Origin of the sequence: Microcella flavibacter (genome assembly GCF_012530535.1) — a bacterium.
Classification (GTDB): Bacteria; Actinomycetota; Actinomycetes; order Actinomycetales; family Microbacteriaceae; genus Microcella; species Microcella flavibacter.
In genome coordinates, this window is record NZ_CP051299.1 from 1,084,904 (window position 1) to 1,102,902 (window position 17,999).

Annotated in this window: 19 protein-coding genes; 18 read left to right on the forward strand and 1 reads right to left on the reverse strand. The window is 71.5% G+C overall.

All coding sequences use genetic code 11. The annotated features are described in order from the left end of the window. Positions 1-4: 4 nt before the first annotated feature. The 5 genes from thrC to prmC all read left to right on the forward strand — a co-directional run bounded on the left by thrC (position 5) and on the right by prmC (position 6,428). On the forward strand, positions 5-1,090 hold the full coding sequence (gene thrC, locus HGB54_RS05165; protein WP_168915496.1) for a threonine synthase: 1,086 nt from the start codon (positions 5-7) through the stop codon (positions 1,088-1,090). After that, complete coding sequence (gene thrB, locus HGB54_RS05170; RefSeq protein ID WP_168915497.1) at positions 1,090-2,037, forward strand: homoserine kinase; 948 nt, start codon at positions 1,090-1,092, stop codon at positions 2,035-2,037. Before thrC ends, thrB begins: the two co-directional genes overlap by 1 nt. A 188-nt stretch (positions 2,038-2,225) precedes the next feature. Next, positions 2,226-4,412 carry a transcription termination factor Rho gene (rho, locus tag HGB54_RS05175; protein ID WP_168915498.1) on the forward strand — a complete coding sequence of 729 codons (2,187 nt, stop codon included), beginning with the start codon at positions 2,226-2,228 and terminating at the stop codon, positions 4,410-4,412. Positions 4,413-4,453: 41 nt separating this feature from the next. Next, the gene (gene prfA, locus HGB54_RS05180) at positions 4,454-5,536 is read left to right on the forward strand and encodes a peptide chain release factor 1 (protein WP_168915499.1); all 1,083 of its coding nucleotides are present in this window, start codon (positions 4,454-4,456) and stop codon (positions 5,534-5,536) included. A 28-nt stretch (positions 5,537-5,564) separates the two neighbouring features. Further along, positions 5,565-6,428: a peptide chain release factor N(5)-glutamine methyltransferase gene (gene prmC / locus HGB54_RS05185; RefSeq protein ID WP_228545964.1), complete on the forward strand. Its 864-nt coding sequence runs from the start codon at positions 5,565-5,567 to the stop codon at positions 6,426-6,428. A gap of 22 nt (positions 6,429-6,450) precedes the next feature. Here prmC and HGB54_RS05190 read toward each other — a convergent pair whose 3' ends face one another. Further along, positions 6,451-7,074, reverse strand: coding sequence for an HAD family hydrolase (locus tag HGB54_RS05190; RefSeq protein WP_168915501.1), 624 nt, complete (start codon positions 7,072-7,074; stop codon positions 6,451-6,453). A 105-nt stretch (positions 7,075-7,179) separates the two neighbouring features. On the opposite strand from HGB54_RS05190, the gene HGB54_RS05195 reads away from it, so the two are divergent. From HGB54_RS05195 to HGB54_RS05255, 13 genes are all read left to right on the forward strand, one after another. Next, complete coding sequence (locus tag HGB54_RS05195; protein WP_168915502.1) at positions 7,180-7,857, forward strand: L-threonylcarbamoyladenylate synthase; 678 nt, start codon at positions 7,180-7,182, stop codon at positions 7,855-7,857. Further along, positions 7,854-9,110: an MraY family glycosyltransferase gene (locus HGB54_RS05200; protein WP_168915503.1), complete on the forward strand. Its 1,257-nt coding sequence runs from the start codon at positions 7,854-7,856 to the stop codon at positions 9,108-9,110. The genes HGB54_RS05195 and HGB54_RS05200 overlap by 4 nt, the downstream gene beginning before the upstream one ends. Then, entirely contained in the window at positions 9,107-9,586 is a 480-nt protein-coding gene (locus tag HGB54_RS05205; RefSeq protein ID WP_168915504.1) for a hypothetical protein, read from the forward strand. The genes HGB54_RS05200 and HGB54_RS05205 overlap by 4 nt, the downstream gene beginning before the upstream one ends. A gap of 151 nt (positions 9,587-9,737) precedes the next feature. Further along, positions 9,738-10,547: a F0F1 ATP synthase subunit A gene (gene atpB, locus HGB54_RS05210; RefSeq protein WP_228545995.1), complete on the forward strand. Its 810-nt coding sequence runs from the start codon at positions 9,738-9,740 to the stop codon at positions 10,545-10,547. A 53-nt stretch (positions 10,548-10,600) separates the two neighbouring features. Beyond that, entirely contained in the window at positions 10,601-10,834 is a 234-nt protein-coding gene (atpE, locus tag HGB54_RS05215) for an ATP synthase F0 subunit C (protein WP_168915505.1), read from the forward strand. A gap of 9 nt (positions 10,835-10,843) precedes the next feature. Continuing rightward, positions 10,844-11,395 carry a F0F1 ATP synthase subunit B gene (locus HGB54_RS05220; protein ID WP_168915506.1) on the forward strand — a complete coding sequence of 184 codons (552 nt, stop codon included), beginning with the start codon at positions 10,844-10,846 and terminating at the stop codon, positions 11,393-11,395. 2 nt (positions 11,396-11,397) lie between these two features. Then, entirely contained in the window at positions 11,398-12,186 is a 789-nt protein-coding gene (locus HGB54_RS05225; protein WP_168915507.1) for a F0F1 ATP synthase subunit delta, read from the forward strand. Positions 12,187-12,246: 60 nt separating this feature from the next. Next, entirely contained in the window at positions 12,247-13,875 is a 1,629-nt protein-coding gene (atpA, locus tag HGB54_RS05230) for a F0F1 ATP synthase subunit alpha (protein WP_168915508.1), read from the forward strand. Between the two features lie 112 nt (positions 13,876-13,987). After that, positions 13,988-14,887 carry a F0F1 ATP synthase subunit gamma gene (locus HGB54_RS05235; RefSeq protein WP_168915509.1) on the forward strand — a complete coding sequence of 300 codons (900 nt, stop codon included), beginning with the start codon at positions 13,988-13,990 and terminating at the stop codon, positions 14,885-14,887. 22 nt (positions 14,888-14,909) lie between these two features. Further along, the gene (gene atpD / locus HGB54_RS05240) at positions 14,910-16,412 is read left to right on the forward strand and encodes a F0F1 ATP synthase subunit beta (RefSeq protein WP_228545965.1); all 1,503 of its coding nucleotides are present in this window, start codon (positions 14,910-14,912) and stop codon (positions 16,410-16,412) included. 2 nt (positions 16,413-16,414) lie between these two features. Continuing rightward, the gene (locus tag HGB54_RS05245; protein ID WP_168915510.1) at positions 16,415-16,678 is read left to right on the forward strand and encodes a F0F1 ATP synthase subunit epsilon; all 264 of its coding nucleotides are present in this window, start codon (positions 16,415-16,417) and stop codon (positions 16,676-16,678) included. A 1-nt stretch (position 16,679) separates the two neighbouring features. Continuing rightward, positions 16,680-17,201 carry an AAA family ATPase gene (locus HGB54_RS05250; protein WP_168915511.1) on the forward strand — a complete coding sequence of 174 codons (522 nt, stop codon included), beginning with the start codon at positions 16,680-16,682 and terminating at the stop codon, positions 17,199-17,201. After that, a complete protein-coding gene (locus HGB54_RS05255) occupies positions 17,198-17,974 on the forward strand; it encodes a YaaA family protein (RefSeq protein WP_323740684.1) in 777 nt (258 codons plus the stop codon). Before HGB54_RS05250 ends, HGB54_RS05255 begins: the two co-directional genes overlap by 4 nt. The last annotated feature ends 25 nt before the right edge of the window (positions 17,975-17,999 follow it).

Below are 17,999 nucleotides of genomic sequence, written 5' to 3' on the forward strand. Positions count from 1 at the left end.
AATCTTGTCGAAGCAGTGGCGCGGTCTCCTGCACGAGTACGCCGACCGTCTGAACATCTCCGAGGCGACGCCCATCATCACCCTGGGCGAGGGCGGCACGCCGCTCATCCCGGCGCGGTACCTCTCCGAGCGCACCGGCGCCGACGTCTACGTGAAGTACGAGGGGATGAACCCCACGGGCTCCTTCAAGGACCGCGGCATGACGATGGCCATCTCCAAGGCCGTCGAGCACGGCGCGCGGGCCGTCATCTGCGCCTCGACCGGCAACACCTCCGCCTCGGCGGCCGCCTACGCGACGCACGCGGGCATCACCGCCGCCGTGCTCGTGCCCGAGGGCAAGATCGCGCTCGGCAAGCTCAGCCAGGCGATCGCGCACAAGGCCGAGATCATCCAGATCGAGGGCAACTTCGACGACTGCCTCGAGATCGCCCGCGAGCTCGCCACCGGCTACCCCGTGCACCTCGTCAACTCGGTCAACCCCGACCGCATCGAGGGCCAGAAGACCGCCTCCTACGAGGTCGTCGAGGTGCTCGGCGACGCCCCCGACTTCCACCTGCTGCCGGTCGGCAACGCGGGCAACTACACCGCCTACCACCGCGGCTACCGCGAGGAGCTCGAGCGCGGCGTCACCACGAAGCTGCCGCGCATGTTCGGCTTCCAGGCCGCGGGCAGCGCCCCGCTCGTCACGGGCTCGGTCGTGAAGAAGCCCGAGACCATCGCGAGCGCCATCCGCATCGGCAACCCCGCCTCGTGGGAGCTCGCGCTGCACGCCCACGCCGACAGCGACGGCTACTTCGGCGCCGTCGACGACGCGCACATCCTCGAGGCGCACCGCCTGCTCTCGCAGGAGGTCGGCATCTTCGTCGAGCCCGCCTCGGCCATCTCGGTCGCGGGCCTGCTCGAGCGCAGCGAGGCCGGGGTCATCCCGCGCGGCGCGACCGTCGTGCTCACGGTCACCGGTCACGGCCTGAAGGACCCGCAGTGGGCGCTCAAGCGCGCCGACGGCTCCGAGGTCTCGCCGACCGTCGTGCCGGCCGACACCGCGGGCGTCGCGGAGGTGCTGGGCCTGCAGCGCGAGGCCGTCATCTGATGATCGACCCGCGGCTCGCCGGCCGCCGGGTGCACGTCAAGGTGCCCGCCACCACCGCCAACCTCGGCCCGGGCTTCGACACGCTCGGGCTCGCCCTCGCCGTCTACGACGAGCTCGACGTGGCGGTGCGCGAGGCGCCCGGCGCCAGCGTCGTGGTGCACGGCGTGGGGGAGGGGGAGGTGCCGGTCGACGAGACCAACCTCGTCGTGCGCTCGATCCGGCACACCTTCGACGCCTACGGCATCGGGATGCCCGGCCTCGACCTCGTCGCGCGCAACGTGATCCCCCACGGGCGGGGCATGGGCTCCTCCGGCGCGGCGATCGTCGCGGGCGTCATGGCCGCCAAGGGACTGCTCGAGGGCATCGTCGACATCGACGCCGCGGGGCTGCTCGCCCGCGCGACGGAGCTGGAGGGGCATCCCGACAACGTCGCCCCCGCCCTCTTCGGCGGGCTCACGATCGCCTGGATGGCGGAGGACGGCCCGCAGCACAAGCGGCTCACGGTGCACCGCGGCGTCTCGCTGCTGGTCTGCGTGCCCGAGACGAGCACGATGTCGACGGCGCTCGCGCGCTCGCTGCAGCCCGAGTCGGTGCCGCACGCCGACGCGATCTTCAACGTCTCGCGCTCGGCGCTGCTCATCGCGGCGCTCATCCAGAGCCCCGAGCTGCTCTTCGCCTCGACGGAGGACCGGCTGCACCAGAACTACCGCGCCGCCGCGATGCCCGAGACCGACGCGCTCGTGCGAGCGCTGCGGGCGAAGGGCTACGCGGCCGTCGTCTCGGGCGCCGGCCCCTCGGTGCTGGTGCTCTGCGGCGACCCCGCCGAGCGTCTCGCGGCCGCCGAGGTGGTGGCCGAGGCGAGCACCACGCCGTGGCAGGCGCATATGCTGGCCGTCGATTTCAAGGGTGCTACAGTGGTGGCGAATCCGGTCGAGGGTGCGGCTTAGCCCCGCTGTAGCCCGTTTAACCCTCCCCGGTCATCCCCAAGCAGCTCTCGCTTTCTCCCGGCCCTCCGCGATCATCGCGCGACAGCCGTTCCACAGCACGTCCCGCCGCCTCTTACGGTGCGGCCGGTGTCGAAGCGATCGCCATCCTTCGCGGCAGTGCGCCGCGGAGTCGAAAGGACCAACCCCCTGTGACTGATTCCCTCGACCGCGCCGCGAGCGCGGGCGTTCCCGCCGACCTGACCACCCTGAAGCTCCCGCAGCTGCAGCAGCTCGCCACCGAGCTCCGCATCCCCGGCGTCTCCAAGCTCCGCAAGAGCGACCTGCTCGCCGCGATCACCGCGCACCAGGGCGGCGCCGCCCCCGTGCCGTCCGACGAGGCCGCTCCGGCCGAGGCCGCCCCCGTGGTGGATGCTCCCGCCGAGGCCCCCGCCGCGGCCGAGGCCGCACCCGCCGACGAGGCCCCGAAGCGCCGCGCCTCGCGCCGCGTCTCGAGCAGCACCGTCACCGCCGCCGTGCGCGAGACCCCGGAGCAGGCCGACGCCCCCGCCCCCGCGACCACCACCGGCGCGACCGCGACGTCCCCCGCCGCCGAGCAGCCCGCCGACGCCCCGTCCGCCGCCGCCGAGCAGGCCGCCGCCGGCGCCCGCTCGGGCCGCGGCAGCCGCCGCTCCGCGCGCGCCCACGTCGCGGGCGGCGAGGCCGGCGTCGACGTCGCCGCCGATGCCGCTCCCGCCGAGCGCACCGCCCCCGAGGCCGCGTCCGCCGACGAGGCCGACGACCGCTCCCGCGACGAGGCCCGCGACGGCGACTCCCGCGACACCGACTCCCGCGAGGGCGACGAGCAGGGCGAGGGCCGCGGTCGCGGCCGCAACCGCAACCGTCGCAGCCGCGGCGACCGCCAGACCGGCGGCCAGAACGGCCAGAGCGCCCAGAACGGCGCCGAGCAGGAGGGCGACGACGCCCGTCCGGCCCGCGGCCAGCAGGGCGGCCGCCAGAACGGCCAGCAGAACTCGAACGGCCAGCAGAACGGCCAGAGCCGTCAGGGCGCGCAGGGCGCGCCGCAGAACGACGGCGGTCAGAACGGCCCGCAGGCGCAGGGCAACCGCGCCGCCGAGCAGGACGCCGATGCGCGCGGCCGCGGCCGCGGGCGCGACCGCAAGCGGGGCCGCGGCCCCGGCGGCGACGAGTTCGAGCCCGAGGTGAGCGACGACGACGTGCTGATCCCCGTCGCGGGCATCCTCGACGTGCTCGACAACTACGCCTTCGTGCGCACCACCGGCTACCTGCCCGGCCCGAGCGACGTCTACGTCTCGCTCGGCCAGGTGAAGAAGTACCACCTGCGCAAGGGCGACGCCGTCGTCGGCGCGATCCGCCAGCCCCGCGAGGGCGAGAACCAGGGCCGCCAGAAGTACAACGCCCTCGTCTCGATCGACTCCGTCAACGGCCAGACCATCGAGGAGGCGGGCGCGCGCGTCGAGTTCGGCAAGCTGACCCCGCTGTACCCGCAGGAGCGCCTCCGCCTCGAGACCGAGCCGCAGAAGCTCTCGACGCGCATCATCGACCTCGTGGCGCCCATCGGCAAGGGCCAGCGCGGCCTCATCGTCTCGCCGCCCAAGGCCGGCAAGACGCTCGCGCTGCAGGCCATCGCCAACGCGATCGCCAAGAACAACCCCGAGGTGCACCTCATGGTCGTGCTCGTGGACGAGCGCCCCGAGGAGGTCACCGACATGCAGCGCTCGGTGAAGGGCGAGGTCATCGCCTCGACCTTCGACCGCCCCGCCGAGGACCACACCACGGTCGCCGAGCTCGCCATCGAGCGTGCCAAGCGCCTCGTCGAGCTGGGCCACGATGTCGTCGTGCTGCTCGACTCGATCACCCGCCTCGGCCGCGCGTACAACGTCACCGCGCCGACCAGCGGCCGCGTGCTCTCGGGCGGCGTCGACTCGGCCGCGCTCTACCCGCCGAAGCGCTTCTTCGGCGCGGCGCGCAACATCGAGGACGGCGGCTCGCTCACCATCCTCGCCACCGCGCTCGTCGAGACCGGCTCGAAGATGGACGAGGTGATCTTCGAGGAGTTCAAGGGCACCGGCAACATGGAGCTCCGCCTCTCGCGCCAACTCGCCGACAAGCGCATCTTCCCGGCCGTCGACATCAGCGCCTCGGGCACCCGTCGCGAGGAGATGCTCCTCGGCTCCGAGGAGGTCAAGGTCACCTGGCGCCTGCGCCGCGCCCTCGCCGGTCACGACCCCCAGCAGTCGCTGGAGATCGTGCTCGGCAAGCTGAAGGAGACGCAGTCGAACGTCGAGTTCCTCGTGCAGATCCAGAAGGCGCTGCCGCAGAGCGGCCACCAGGGCTCCGGCCACAAGGACGACTGACCGATCGGGCCCCGCGGGGTCCGCTCTCGAGGGAGCACGACATGTTCGACTCGGTCGGCGCACTGATCGCCGAGCACGAGGAGCTGCAGGAGCAGCTCGCCGACCCCGCGGTGCACGCCGACGCGGGTCGGGCTAAGAAGCTCAACCGGCGCTACGCCGAGCTGAGCCGCATCGTGCACGCCAACACCGTGTGGCTGCAGGCGCAGGACGACCTCCGGGCGGCGCGCGAGCTCGCCAAGGAGGACGACGCCTTCGCCGAGGAGGTGCCGGCGCTCGAGGAGCGGGTGGCGACGACGCAGGAGAAGCTGCGCCGTCTGCTCATCCCGCGCGACCCCGACGACGCCCGCGACGTGATCATGGAGATCAAGGGCGGCGAGGGCGGCGAGGAGTCGGCGCTCTTCGCGGCCGACCTCCTGCGCATGTACACCTACTACGCCGAGTCCCGGGGCTGGAAGACCGAGCTGCTGGACGCGACCAGCTCCGACATGGGCGGCTTCAAGAACGTGCAGGTCGCCATCAAGTCGAACGCCTCCGATCCCTCGCAGGGCGTCTGGGCGAGCCTCAAGTACGAGGGCGGCGTGCACCGCGTGCAGCGCGTTCCGGCGACCGAGTCGCAGGGGCGCATCCACACCTCGACGACGGGGGTGCTCGTGTTCCCCGAGGTGGACGAGCCGGAGGAGGTCGAGATCAACCAGAACGACCTCAAGATCGACGTCTTCCGCTCCTCCGGCCCCGGCGGGCAGTCGGTCAACACGACCGACTCCGCCGTGCGCATCACGCACCTCCCGACGGGCATCGTCGTGTCGATGCAGAACGAGAAGAGCCAGATCCAGAACCGCGAGGCCGCCATGCGCGTCCTCCGGGCCCGCATCCTCGCCAAGCACCAGGAGGAGGTGGATGCCGCCGCCTCCGACGCCCGCAAGAGCCAGATCCGCGGCATGGACCGCTCGGAGCGCATCCGCACGTACAACTTCCCCGAGAACCGCATCGCGGACCACCGCACGGGCTACAAGGCGTACAACCTCGACACCGTCATGAACGGCGCCATCGGCCCCGTCATCGAGTCCTGCATCCAGGCCGATGAGGAGTCGCGGCTCGCCGCTCTCGGCGAGACCGACGTCTGACCCGGTGGCGCAGCCGACCGCGCGACCGATGACCCCGCCCGATCTCGAGGCCCTGCGGCGCCACGCCATCGAGGTGCTCGCGCAGGCGGGCGTGCCGAGCCCCGAGGCCGACGCCGACCTGCTCATCGGGCACGTGCTCGGCTTCAGCCGCGGGCAGGTGCAGGCGAAGGCCCTCATCCGCAGCGCCGTCGACGCCGAGCAGATCCTCGCCATCACCGAGGCGATCGAGCGGCGCTCCCTCCGCGAGCCGGTGCAGCACATCACCGGGCTCGCGCCGTTCCGCCTGCTCGAGCTCGCCGTCGGCCCCGGCGTGTTCGTGCCGCGCCCCGAGACCGAGTTCGTCGTGCAGTTCGCCATCGACGCGCTCCAGGCCACGGCCTCGCCCGAGCCGCTCGCGGTCGACCTCGGCAGCGGCAGCGGCGCGATCGCCCTCGCCATGGCCACCGAGGTGCCGCACTCCCGCGTGGTCGCGGTCGAGAACTCGCCCGCGGCCCTGCCGTGGACGCGCCGCAACGTGCAGCGCTACGGCGACGACCGCGTGCGGCTCGTCTTCGCCGATCTGGCGGATGCCCTGCCCGAGCTCGACGGCGCCGTCGACGTCGTCGCCTCCAACCCGCCGTACATCCCGCTCGGCGCGGTGCCGCGCGACCCCGAGGTGCGGCTCTTCGACCCGGAGGCGGCGCTCTACTCCGGCGAGGACGGCCTCGACGCCGTGCGGGCGCTCTCGCGCACCGCTCTCCGGCTGCTGCGCCCCGGCGGTGCGCTCGTCATCGAGCACGGCGAGCTGCAGGCGGCGAGCATCGCCGCCATCCTGCGCGCCGACGGCTTCACCGCGGTGGATGCCCACCGCGACCTGCTCGGGCGCGACCGGGCCACCACGGCCCGCCGCTAGCGCTCCCCGGTAGGCCGGTCGCTCAGCGCGCGGGCACCCGGGCTGCGAAGGCCTCGATCGCGCCGAGCAGCCCGGCCGCGTCCCGGTAGAGGTGCCCGGTGATGCCGATGCTCTCGGCGCCGGCGATGTTCTCGGGCCGGTCGTCGGTGAAGAAGGCGTCGGCCGCGTCGGTGGCGTAGTGCTGCAGCACGCGCTCGTAGACGAGCGGCTCGGGCTTGCGCGCACCGAAGGCCGCGGTGGCGTGCATGTTCTCGCGGCCCATGATCGGCACGAGCTCGGGCGCGACGAGGTGCAGGTCGTGGTGCACGAGGATCCCGTTATTGGTGAGCAGCGCGACGCGGCCCAGCTCGGTCGCGCGCTGCACGGCCGCGAGGGCCTCGAGGCGGGGTCGGGTCGCCTCGCCGCGGATGCGCACCCACTCCTCGCGCGGGATGCTCGCGCCGATGCTCTCGTTCACCATGGCGAGGTACCCCTCCGGCGTCGCGGGGTCGCCCGCCTCGGCGGCCCACTCGCGGCCGCTGATCCACCAGCGGCGGCGCAGCTCGTCGAGGTCGAGGCCCGTGATGGCGGTGAGCCCCGCCATCCGCTCGCGCCAGTCGTAGTCGTAGAGGACGTCGTCCATGTCGAAGAGGAACAGCAGGCTCATGGGGGAGGAGGGCTCTCGGATCGAGGTCGGGGGAGCGGGCGCGGTCGGCGGTCGCGGTGCCGCCGGGCCCGTCCTGCCAGTGTGCCGCACTACGATGAACGCATCATGTCCACCGTGTTCGACTGCTCCGACGAGAGCCGCCTCCTCGCCGGTCTGCGCGCGGCCCGCGGCGCGATCGGCCGCGGCGAGCTCGTCGTCATGCCGACCGACACCGTCTACGGCGTCGCCGCCGACGCGTTCCGCCCCGAGGCGGTGCAGCGGCTGCTCGACGCGAAGGAGCGCGGGCGCGACGCCCCTCCGCCGGTGCTCGTGCCGGGCATCCCGACCCTCGCCGCCCTCGCCGAGACGGTGCCCGACGAGGTGACCGCCCTCACGAGGGCGTTCTGGCCCGGCGGGCTCACCGTCATCGTCGAGGCCCGCGAATCCCTCGCCTGGGATCTCGGCGAGACCCGCGGCACGGTCGCCCTGCGCATGCCCGACGACCGGGTCGCCCTCAACCTGCTCGCCGACACCGGCCCGCTCGCCGTCTCGAGCGCCAACATCAGCGGGATGCCCGCCGCGCGCACCGCGCAGGAGGCGCTCGAGATGCTCGGCGACCGCGTCTCGGTGTACCTCGACGGCGGCGAGGTCGGCGCCGAGGCCGAGCCCGGGCGCGACCCGGGCTCGACGATCGTCGACGCGACCGGCCTGCTCCGACCCGACGGCCGCCTGCGCATCGTGCGCCACGGTGCGATCTCCGATGAGGAGATCATCCGGGTGGTCGGCGCGGAGCGGGTGGCGTGAGGTTCTACCTGCTCGTCGCGCTGATCTCGGGCGTCGCCAGCTTCGGGGCGTCCTACGCGGTCTACCGGCTCAGCAAGCGGTTCAAGCTGTACCCGGGCATCCGCGACCGCGACGTGCACACGAGCCCGACGCCCCGCCTCGGCGGCATCGCGATCGTGTTCGGGGTCGCGATCTCCCTCGCCGTCGCCTCGCAGATCTCCTGGTTCGAGGGCGTCTACGCCGACGCCTTCCCCGTCATCGCCATCCTCGTGGCCGCCGCCGTCATGCTCGGCGTCGGGGTGCTCGACGACCTCTACGACCTCAACTGGATGACGAAGCTCGCCGCGCAGCTCATCGTCGCCTGGTTCCTCGCCTGGTCGAGCCTGCAGATCGTCTCGCTGCCGATCGGCATCGACAACGGCATCTCGCTGCTCGGGCCGACGGGCTCGCTCATCCTCACGATCCTCGCGGTCGTGCTCGTCATGAACGCCGTCAACTTCATCGACGGCCTCGACGGCCTCGTCGCGGGCGTCACCCTCATCGCGGGCGGCGTCTTCTTCGTCTACAGCTACCTGCTCGCGATCGACACCTCGCAGACGGCCTTCAACCTCGCCTCCCTGCTCATGGCCGTGCTCCTCGGCGCGGTCGCGGGCTTCCTGCCCTTCAACTGGCACCCGGCGAAGATGTTCATGGGCGACGGGGGAGCCCTCGTGGTGGGGCTCCTGCTCGCCGTCTCCACGATCACGGTGACCGGGCAGATCAACCCCGCCTCGATCGATCGCAGCCTCCTGCTGCCGGCGTTCATCCCGATCGCCCTGCCCTTCGCCATCCTCGTCGTGCCGCTGCTCGACTTCGGGCTCGCGGTGCTGCGCCGCCTGCGGGCGGGCAAGTCGCCGTTCAGCGCCGACCGGCAGCACCTGCACCACCGCCTGCTCGACATGGGCCACTCGCACTTCCACGCGGTGCTGATCTTCTACGGCTGGACGGCCGTCGTCGCCTTCGGCGCCCTGCTGTTCCTCTTCGTGGCGTGGTGGTGGGCGCTCTCCGCGATCGCCCTCGGGCTCGTGGTCTGCACCGCCGTCACGCTCGCGCCGCTCAGCCGCCGCAAGCGCGTCGAGGCCGCCGCCCAGTCGGCGATGGATGCCCCCGCCGACGTCGCCCGCTACGACCCGCTCGACGCCGCGGCCCCGCCGCTCGACGACGAGCCCGACCCCGACGAGGCGCCCGCCTCGATGATCAGCCGCGGCCCGCGCCGCGCCGAGGAGACCCGATGACGACCCCCGATCCCGCCCCCTCGCCCGCCGCGCCCCGACCGGTCTCCGGTGCGGTGCCCGCGATGCGCAAGTCCCTGCTCTACGGCGCCGTCTTCACGGTCGTGCTCGCGATCGCGGCGAGCGTCGTGGGTGCCCTCGTCGCCGAGCTGCCCGGTCTGCTGAGCGGCCTCATCGGCTCGCTCATGGGCTTCGTCTTCCTCGGGATGACCGCGGCGAGCATCCTGCTGGCCGATCGCGTCACGCGCGGCGACCTGCTGTCGCCGGCGTACTTCGGCATCGTGCTCGGCGCCTGGCTGCTGAAGTTCCTGCTCTTCCTCATCCTCATCTTCGTGCTCGGCGACGTCGACGCGCTCGACCGCACGGTGCTGTTCCTGACGCTCGTCGTCGCCGTCCTGGGCGGTCTCGTGACCGATCTCGTGGGCGTCGCGCGCGCTCGGGTGCCCTACGTCGACGAGCCCCGCGCGCCCCGTCCCTGACCCGCACCCGACCGCGTCGCTCCCGCCGCGCGATGGGCTCTCCCGATTCGGCCGGGGGGCGTTTCATTGCTAAGGTGAGAAGCAACTGCCGATCGCCGCGGCACACTCTCGTGCCGCCCCGATTCTGGAGACTCCCCTGAGCGCTGCTGCCCTGATCCCCCTGCTCCCGTTCGCGACCGATGACGGTTCCGGCGGTGGTTTCTCCGGTCCCTCGATCGGCGACTTCCAGCCCCCCGCGATCTTCTTCGAGGGCAACGAGTTCTTCCAGCTCGACCGCATCATGCTGGTCCGGCTGCTCGTCGCCGCTCTCCTCATCCTGGTCTTCTGGCTCGGCACCCGGCGCATGAAGCTCGTGCCCGGCCGCTTCCAGGGCACCGTTGAGATGGGTCTCGACCTCGTCCGCGTCAACATCGCCGAGGACCTCCTGGGCAAGAAGGACGGCAAGCGGTTCCTCCCGCTCCTGACGTCGATCTTCTTCCTCGTCCTGTTCTCGAATCTCACGGGCATCATCCCGGGCATCAACATCGCCAGCACCGGCTCGATCGGTCTGCCGCTGGTGCTCGCCGTCACCGCGTACGTCGCGTTCATCTACGCCGGCGTGCGCAAGCACCCGCTCGCGTTCTTCCGCAACGCGCTGTTTCCGCCCGGCGTGCCCAAAGTGCTCTACATCATCGTGACGCCGATCGAGTTCGTCTCGATGTTCGTGCTGCGTCCGATCACGCTCACGCTGCGACTGCTGATGAACATGATCGTCGGGCACCTGCTGCTCGTGCTGTTCTTCTCCGCCTCGGCGTTCTTCATGTTCGACGTCGGGGGCTTCAGCGCCCTCTTCGCCGTCGGCACGCAGGCGATGGGCATCGTCTTCACGTTCTTCGAGATCCTCGTCGCCGTGCTGCAGGCCTACGTATTCACCCTCTTGACCGCTGTGTACCTCCAGCTCGCGCTGGCGGAAGAGCACTAATCGAGTTCGAGCGCCCCGCTCGCCTCACTCCCTCACGGAAGGAAACACCCCTCGTGGACGCAAACACCGTTCTCGCCCAGATCACGGGCAACATCGCCACGGTCGGCTACGGCCTCGCCGCCATCGGCCCCGCCATCGGCGTGGGCATCGTGGTCGGCAAGACGATCGAGTCGGTCGCCCGCCAGCCCGAGCTGCAGGGTCGCCTCACGGTGCTCATGTACATCGGTATCGCCTTCACCGAGGCCCTCGCCTTCATCGGCATCGCCACGTACTACATCTTCGTCTAAGGGTCTTCCATGCTGACCGAACTCATCGTCGCGGCGGAAGAGGGGAAGACCGTCAACCCCCTGCTTCCGGCGTGGTACGACATCGTCTACTCGATCATCCCGTTCGCGCTCGTCCTCCTGCTGTTCTGGAAGGTCGTGCTGCCGCGCATGCAGCGCACGCTCGACGAGCGCGCGGCGAAGATCGAGGGCGGCATCGCGCAGGCGGAGTCGGCCCAGGCCGAAGCCAAGGCGGCGCTCGAGGAGTACAACAAGCTCCTCGCGGAGGGCCGTGCCGAGGCCGCGAAGATCCGCGAGCAGGCGCGCGTCGACGGCGGCGCCATCCTCGCCGAGCTCAAGGAGCAGGCCTCCGCGGAGGCCGCGCGCATCACCGCTACCGCGCAGCAGCAGATCGAGGCCGAGCGCCAGGCGGCGCTCGTCTCGCTCCGCGCCGAGGTGGGCTCGCTGGCGCTCGACCTGGCCAGCGGCGTGATCGGCGAGTCGCTCGCGGACGACGCGAAGGCCACGGCCCTCGTCGACCGGTTCCTCGTCGACCTCGAGACGAGCGAGAAGGCGGCCAAGTAGGCATGGGTTCCGCGACGAGAGGCGCCACCGAGTCGGCCCGCGCTGCGCTGGCCCGCACCTCGGGCGTCGATCTGACGACCGGCGAGCAGCTGCTCGGCGCGGCCCGCACCATCGGGTCGTCGAAGCAGCTCGTGAGCGCGCTCACCGACTCCTCGGCGGGCGACGCTGCAAAGGCTGGCCTCATCGGCACGATCTTCGCCGGCCTCCAGCCCGCGGCCCGCACCCTGCTCGAGGGCATGGTCGCGAGCCGCTGGTCCAGCGGGGACGACCTGCTGGCCGGCATCGAGGAGGTGGGCATCCGCGCGATCGCCGCCTCCGCCCCCGCCGGATCCTCGGTCGAGGGCGAGCTCTTCGCCTTCGGCCAGGCCGTGACCTCCGACGCCGAGCTCGAGCTGGCGATCGGCAGCAAGCGCGGCGACGTGGAGGGCAAGCGCGATCTCGTGCACGCGCTCCTCGCGCAGTCCAGCCCGCAGGCCCGGTCCATCGCCGGGCACCTCGTGCAGCAGCCGCGCGGCCGCCGCATCGGCGAGCTCGTGCGCTCGGCGGCCACCACGGTCGCCGACGCCTCGGGCAAGGGCGTGGCGACGGTCACCGTCGCCCGGCCGCTCACGGGCGAGCAGCGCAGCGCCATCGCGCAGAGCATCGCGCGCCGGTACGGCCGCGAGCACACGCTCAATCAGGTCGTCGACCCCGCCGTCATCGGCGGCGTGCGCGTGCAGGTCGGCGACGAGGTCGTCGACGGCAGCATCGCGGCGCGACTCTCCGAACTCAAGCTCCGGCTGGCCGGCTAGGCCTTCGCCGTCACACCAGACGATCCGTCCCCCGGACGGGTCGAACGAAAAGGGAAGAACATGGCAGAACTGACGATCAGCCCGGACGAGATCCGCGACGCGCTGAAGAACTTCGCCAAGGGCTACGCGCCCGGCGCGGCCGCGGCCACCGAGGTCGGTCGCGTCACCGACGCGGCCGACGGCATCGCGCACGTCGAGGGCCTGCCCGGCGTGATGGCGAACGAGCTCATCCGCTTCGCCGACGGCACGCTGGGCCTCGCCCAGAACCTCGACGAGAACGAGATCGGCGTCGTCGTGCTCGGCGAGTTCACCGGCATCGTCGAGGGCATGGAGGTCACCCGCACGGGCGAGGTCCTCTCCGTCCCCGTCGGCGACGCCTACCTCGGTCGAGTGGTCGACCCGCTCGGCGCGCCCATCGACGGTCTCGGCGACATCGTCGACGAGGGTCGCCGCGCGCTCGAGCTCCAGGCCCCCGGCGTCATGCAGCGCAAGAGCGTGCACGAGCCCCTCCAGACCGGCATCAAGGCGATCGACGCCATGATCCCCGTCGGCCGCGGCCAGCGCCAGCTCATCATCGGCGACCGCCAGACCGGCAAGACCGCCATCGCGATCGACACGATCATCAACCAGAAGGCCAACTGGGAGTCGGGCGACGCCACCAAGCAGGTGCGCTGCATCTACGTCGCCGTCGGCCAGAAGGGCTCGACCATCGCCGCGGTGAAGGGCGCCCTCGAGGACGCCGGCGCGATGGAGTACACGACGATCGTCGCGGCCCCCGCCTCCGACCCCGCCGGCTTCAAGTACCTCGCCCCCTACACCGGCTCGGCCATCGGCCAGCACTGGATGTACGGCGGCAAGCACGTCCTCATCATCTTCGACGACCTGTCGAAGCAGGCCGAGGCGTACCGCGCCGTGTCGCTCCTCCTGCGCCGTCCGCCGGGACGCGAGGCCTACCCCGGTGACGTCTTCTACCTGCACTCCCGTCTGCTCGAGCGCTGCGCCAAGCTCTCGGACGAGCTGGGCGCGGGCTCGATGACGGGTCTCCCGATCATCGAGACGAAGGCCAACGACGTCTCGGCGTACATCCCGACCAACGTGATCTCGATCACGGACGGCCAGATCTTCCTCCAGTCCGACCTCTTCAACTCGAACCAGCGCCCCGCGGTGGACGTCGGCATCTCGGTGTCGCGCGTCGGCGGCGACGCCCAGGTCAAGAGCATCAAGAAGGTCTCCGGCACGCTGAAGCTCGAGCTCGCGCAGTACCGCTCGCTCGAGGCCTTCGCGATGTTCGCCTCCGACCTCGACGCTGCCAGCCGCCGTCAGCTCGCCCGGGGCGCCCGCCTCACCGAGCTGCTCAAGCAGCCGCAGTACTCGCCGTACCCCGTCGAGGAGCAGGTCGTCTCGATCTGGGCCGGCACCAAGGGCAAGCTCGACACCATCCCCGTCGAGGACGTCCTGCGGTTCGAGCGCGAGCTCATCGACCACCTCGGCCGCAACACCGACGTGCTCACGACGCTGCGCGAGTCGAACGTGCTCGACGCCGACACCGAGGCCGCCCTCGAGAAGGCCGTCGACCAGTTCGTCACCGAGTTCCAGGCCGGCGACGGCTCGGCCCCCGGGGCCGAGCAGTTCGACGCCATCGGCGAGGACGAGATCCAGCAGGAGAAGATCGTCAAGCAGAAGCGCTGATCGGGCGCCCGGTGGATGCCGCTCTCGCGCATCCACCGGGCCCCACCAGCGCGGGGCGCAGCCGCCCCCGCCGCACATCGACTCCACCACCGACTACAGGAAAGCAAGGGACATGGGAGCGCAACTTCGGGTCTACCGGCAGAAGATCAAGTCTGCCCAGACGACCAAGAAGATCACTCGTGCCATGGAGCTGATCTCCGCCTCGCGCATTCAGAAGGCGCAGGCCCGGGTGAAGGCCTCCGGCCCGTACTCGCGCGCCGTCACGCGGGCCGTGTCGGCCGTCGCGACGTACTCGAACGTCGACCACATCCTCACGACCGAGGCCGAGAACCCCACGCGCGCCGCGGTGGTGCTGTTCACCTCCGACCGCGGTCTCGCCGGCGCCTTCAGCTCGCAGATCATGCGCGAGGCCGGGGAGCTGCGCTCGCGCCTCGAGGGCGAGGGCAAGCAGGTCGTCTTCTACCTCGTCGGCCGGAAGGCGGTCGCGTACTTCTCCTTCCGGCGCATCGACGTCGAGCAGGCGTGGACGGGCGGCACCGACCAGCCCGAGTTCTCCACCGCGAAGGAGATCGGCGACGCGCTCGTGGCCCGCTTCGTGCAGCCGACGGCGGAGGGCGGCGTGGACGAGATCCACATCGTCTACAACCGTTTCGTCAGCATGGTGACGCAGACCCCCGAGGTCGTGCGCATCCTGCCGCTCGAGGTCGTCGAGGGCGTCGAGGCGCCCGCCTCGAGCGAGGTGCTGCCCCTGTACGAGTTCGAGCCCGAGGTCGACAGGGTGCTCGACGGGCTGCTGCCCGTCTACATCGAGAGCCGCATCTTCAACGCGATGCTGCAGTCGGCCGCCTCCGAGCACGCCGCGCGTCAGAAGGCCATGAAGTCGGCCAGCGACAACGCCGACAAGCTCATCACCGACTACACCCGACTAGCCAACAACGCCCGCCAGTCGGAGATCACCCAGCAGATTTCCGAGATCGTGGGCGGCGCCGACGCCCTGAGCTCGGCCAAGTAGAACGCACGAGAAAAGGGAAGCCATGACCACGACAGCACCCGCCGGGACGACCCCCGCCGCGAACGAGCCCGCCGCCCGCGCGGGCGACCACACCCCGACCTCGGGCGCCGGCGTGGGCCGCATCGCCCGCGTGACCGGTCCGGTCGTCGACATCGAGTTCCCGCATGACGCCATCCCCGGCATCTACAACGCGCTGCAGACGACCGTCACCATCGGCGACGAGTCGACGACGCTGACCCTCGAGGTCGCCCAGCACCTCGGCGACGACCTCGTCCGCGCGATCGCCCTCAAGCCGACCGACGGGCTCGTCCGCGGCCAGGAGGTGCGCGACACCGGCGAGCCGATCACCGTGCCCGTCGGCGACGTCACCAAGGGCAAGGTCTTCAATGTGCTCGGCGAGGTGCTCAACGGCGAGCCCGGCGCTGCCGTCGAGGTCTCCGAGCGCTGGCCCATCCACCGCAAGCCCCCGGCATTCGACCAGCTCGAGTCGAAGACCCAGCTCTTCGAGACCGGCATCAAGGTCATCGACCTCCTCACCCCGTACGTGCAGGGTGGCAAGATCGGCCTGTTCGGCGGTGCCGGCGTGGGCAAGACCGTCCTCATCCAGGAGATGATCCAGCGCGTGGCGCAGGACCACGGCGGCGTCTCCGTGTTCGCCGGCGTCGGCGAGCGCACCCGTGAGGGCAACGACCTCATCTTCGAGATGGAGGAGGCGGGCGTCTTCGACAAGACCGCCCTCGTCTTCGGCCAGATGGACGAGCCGCCGGGAACGCGTCTCCGCGTCGCCCTCTCTGCCCTCACCATGGCCGAGTACTTCCGCGACGTGCAGAACCAGGACGTCCTGCTCTTCATCGACAACATCTTCCGCTTCACGCAGGCGGGCTCCGAGGTCTCGACGCTGCTGGGCCGCATGCCCTCCGCGGTGGGCTACCAGCCGAACCTCGCCGACGAGATGGGCATCCTGCAGGAGCGCATCACCTCGACGCGCGGCCACTCGATCACCTCGCTGCAGGCCATCTACGTGCCCGCCGACGACTACACCGACCCGGCCCCGGCGACGACCTTCGCCCACCTCGACGCGACGACCGAGCTCAGCCGTGAGATCGCGTCGAAGGGCCTCTACCCGGCCGTCGACCCGCTCACCTCGACCTCGCGCATCCTCGACCCCCGCTACTTGGGCGAGGACCATTACCGCGTCGCGACGACCGTCAAGCAGATCCTCCAGAAGAACAAGGAGCTGCAGGAGATCATCGCCATCCTCGGTGTCGACGAGCTCAGCGAGGAGGACAAGATCACGGTGTCGCGTGCGCGCCGGATCCAGCAGTTCCTCTCGCAGAACACCTACATGGCCAAGAAGTTCACGGGCGTCGAGGGTTCGACCGTCCCGCTGAAGGAGACCATCGAGTCGTTCGACGCGATCGCGAAGGGCGAGTTCGACCACGTGGCCGAGCAGGCGTTCTTCAACGTCGGTGCGATCAGCGACGTCGAAGAGGCGTGGGCGCGCATCCAGAAGGAGAACGGCTAACCGTGGCCGAGCTCAGCGTGAGCGTCGTCTCGGCCGACCGCGAGGTCTGGTCGGGCGCCGCGAAGCAGATCGTCGCGCGCACCACCGAGGGTGAGATCGGCATCCTCCCCGGCCACGAGCCCCTCCTCGGGATCCTCGGCGCCGGCGAGGTGCGGATCACGCCCGTCTCGGGCGCGGTCGTGACGGCGCGCGCGGAGGACGGGTTCCTCTCGGTCGAGAACAACACCGTGACGATCGTCGCGGGCCAGGCCGAACTGCTCTCCTGACGTGCTGATCGCCATGGCCGGGCTCCCCGGCTCGGGCAAGAGCACGATCGCGGAGCGGATCGCGCAGGCGCTCTCCGCGCCGGTGGTCTCGGTGGACCCGGTCGAGTCGGCGATCCTGCAGGCCGGCATCGACAGTGATCAGCCGACCGGTCTCGCGGCGTACCTCGTCGCCGAGACGATCGCCGACGCGGTGCTGCGTACGAGCCCTGCGGTCATCGTCGACGCCGTGAACGCCGTCGCTCCTGCGCGCGACCAGTGGGTCGGCCTCGCGCGGCGGCACGGCGTGGAGCTGCGCTTCGTCGAGGTCGTCTGCAGCGACACCGAGCTGCACCGCCGTCGCCTCGAGCAGCGCCAGCGCGACCTGGCCCACCTGGTCGAGCCGACCTGGCACGCCGTCGAGCAGAGCCTCGAGGAGTACGCGCCGTGGTCGGGCGAGGCCGACGCCGCCCCCCGGCTCGTGCTCGACACGGTCGCCCCGCTCGAGCAGCTGGTGGCCGAGGCGGTCGCCTTCCTGCGGTCGTGACCCTGCTGCTCCTGCTGCCGCCCTCCGAGACGAAGCGCGACGGCGGCGCGGCCGGCTCCGCCCTCGATCTCGATGCGCTGCTTCACGCCGACGACGCGGCGGTGCGGGATGCCCGTCTCGCGACCCTCGCCGCCCTCGAGCAGCTCGTCGCCGGCGACGACGCGCAGGCCGCGCGCGCGCTCGGCGTGGGCCACAAGATCGCCGAGGCGGAGCTCGCCCGCGATCGTGCGCTGCGCACCAGCCCGCTCATGCCGGCGCTCGAGCGGTACACGGGCGTGCTGTTCGACGCGCTGGACGCGCCGACCCTGAGCGCGCCCGCTCGCGAGCGGGCGGGGCGCCACGTGCGCATCCACTCGGCGCTGCTCGGGCTCATCGGGGCGGAGGACGCCGTGCCCGCGTACCGGCTCTCGCACTCCTCGCGCCTGCCGGGGGGGCCGCTGAAGCGCCGCTGGGCGCCTGTCATCGGCCCCGTGCTCGAACGGCACGAGGGCCCCGTCGTCGACCTGCGGTCGGAGGGCTACGCCGCGCTCGGCCCGCTGCCCGCCCGCGCGGATGCGCTGTTCGTGCGGGTGGTGGCCGAGTCGGCGGACGGCGCCGTGCGGGCGCTCAACCACTTCAACAAGAAGTCGAAGGGGCTCTTCGTGCGCGACCTGCTCGAGCAGGGCTCCGTGCCCGCCTCGGTGGAGGGGCTCATCGCCGCGGCCGCCGGAACGGGATGGACGTTGCGCCACGGTGCTCCCGGCGAGCTCGAGCTCGTCGCCCGCGAGGGCTGACCGACGAGGGCTGCTCCTCGAGCGC